Source organism: Dietzia sp. CW19, assembly GCF_014145265.1.
Taxonomy (GTDB): Bacteria; Actinomycetota; Actinomycetes; order Mycobacteriales; family Mycobacteriaceae; genus Dietzia; species Dietzia natronolimnaea.
The window spans coordinates 9,672-11,455 of the sequence record NZ_JAALEE010000495.1; the positions used below are offsets into that span (position 1 = coordinate 9,672).

Sequence of the window (1,784 nt, forward strand, 5' to 3'; positions counted from 1 at the left end):
CCGGGCGATGGCGCGGGAGGTCTGATCGAGGCAGGCACCGCCGGCGCGGCGGTCGTCGCTGTCATGCGCGCGGCGGGGAGGCCCCTGAGCCGCCGGCCGCCGCGTCCTGAGCAGCACTGTCACCTGTGACCGGCCGCCCGCGGGTCTGCGCCCGCCCACGCAGCACACCGAGTTCGTAGGTGGCCAGCACTATCAACCACAGAGCGGTGATGGGGATGACAAACCACAGCATCGCGGCACTGAACGGCCCCAGCGCGTCGTGGTCGGCCGCCTGGAGCACGACGTAGGCGATGTACGCGGCGTAGAAACCGGTGAAGAGAACGCCCTCCCACCGTGCGATCGCCAGGCCGGTGAAGGCGATCGGGAGCAGTGCCAGGGACACCGCGAGCATGATCGGCAGGTCGAAGCGGATGGCCCCGGCCGCGATCTCGATCGGCGCGATGAGTGAGGTCATCCCCAGAACGGCACCTATGTTGAACATGTTGCTGCCCACGATGTTTCCGATCGCCAGGTCGCGCTCGCCTCGGATCGCCGCGACCATGCTCGTCGCGAGTTCGGGAAGGGATGTCCCGACGGCCACCACCGTGAGGCCGATGACCAGGTCACTCATTCCCCATGCCGCCGCGAGGTCGCTCGCCGCGGTGACGAGGAGGCGCGCCCCGACCACGAGCATGACGACCCCGACGATCACGAGAGCGCTGCTGACGAGAACCGGGTGCGACGCGGCGACGCCGGACGACCGCGTCTCGTCCGCGCTGTCGCTCCCCGAGCTGTCGTCGGCGGCACCGTCACCGACCGGCTCCTCCGATGCCGCGGCGGCCCGGCCTCCACTCTGCTTGCGCGAGATGACGATCGTCGCCACCACATACGCCACGAGGCCGGCGAACAACAGCAGACCGTCGAGGAAGCTGATCGTGCCGTCGAGTGCCACAAGCAGCAAGACCAGCGAGAACAGAACCATGATGGGGATATCGACCCGCACGATCCGGGACGTCGCCACCAGAGGGGCGACGATCGCTGTCAACCCCAGGATGAGCAGGATGTTCGCGATGTTGCTGCCCACCACGTTGCCGACGGCCAACCCCGGGTATCCGCTCAGCGCGGCATCGACGCTTACCGCGAACTCCGGCGCCGAGGTGGCGAAGGCGACGACGGTGAGTCCCACCACCAGCGGGGAGATCCCGAGGGTCGCGGCCAGACCGCCGGCGCCCCGCACCAGCACTTCGCCGCCGCCGATGAGCAGGACGAACCCCACCGCGAGCGCGGCCACCGTCAGGGCGCTCATGTCAGCTCCGATCGGGTGGTGATGAACCCCGGTCCGGCTGGCGGTGACGGCCTCGTTGCATTACCCATGGGTCGATGATCCCGTGCCGGACTCCGGTCTGTCGATGCGCCGGCAGCGATTCAGCCGGCGGAGGCGACCGCCAGCGGCAGGACAGCCGGGACCCCGGACGAGCGGAGATGCCGGGCTGCCTCGGTGATCGTCCACCCCGTCCCGAGCAGGTCGGCGACCAGGAGGACGGGGCCGTCGGACGCTGTCGACGGGCCGGAGAACGTGCCCCACAGCTGGGCCACGCGGTAGGCCGAGTTCTGGGCGGTCACCGTCGGGAGCGCCTCGTCGCGGCTGAGTTCGCCGAGGTAGTCCATACGGCCCATCTGTGACAGCGCGCGCGCCAGGCTCTGCACGAGGATCGGGTGCTCGCCGGTGAGTAGCGCCGCGACACCGGTCGGGCGGTCGTCCCAGCCCCACTCGCGCAGGACCGGTACGCAGGCGCGGGCCAGCC

1 protein-coding gene and 1 pseudogene are annotated in these 1,784 nt (G+C 70.2%); both read right to left on the reverse strand.

Going from position 1 to position 1,784, the window contains the following annotated elements; all coding sequences use genetic code 11:
• Positions 1 to 61: 61 nt before the first annotated feature.
• Positions 62 to 1,285: a calcium/sodium antiporter gene (locus G6021_RS14070; protein ID WP_182641545.1), complete on the reverse strand. Its 1,224-nt coding sequence runs from the start codon at positions 1,283 to 1,285 to the stop codon at positions 62 to 64.
• A gap of 119 nt (positions 1,286 to 1,404) precedes the next feature.
• A pseudogene (locus G6021_RS17490) lies at positions 1,405 to 1,784 on the reverse strand (recombinase RecQ); the annotation flags it as partial.

Excerpts from the sequence above, each read along its gene's own strand:
- G6021_RS14070 (WP_182641545.1), bottom strand. The coding sequence starts at position 1,285 with ATGAGCGCCCTGACGGTGGCCGCGCTCGCGGTGGGGTTCGTCCTGCTC.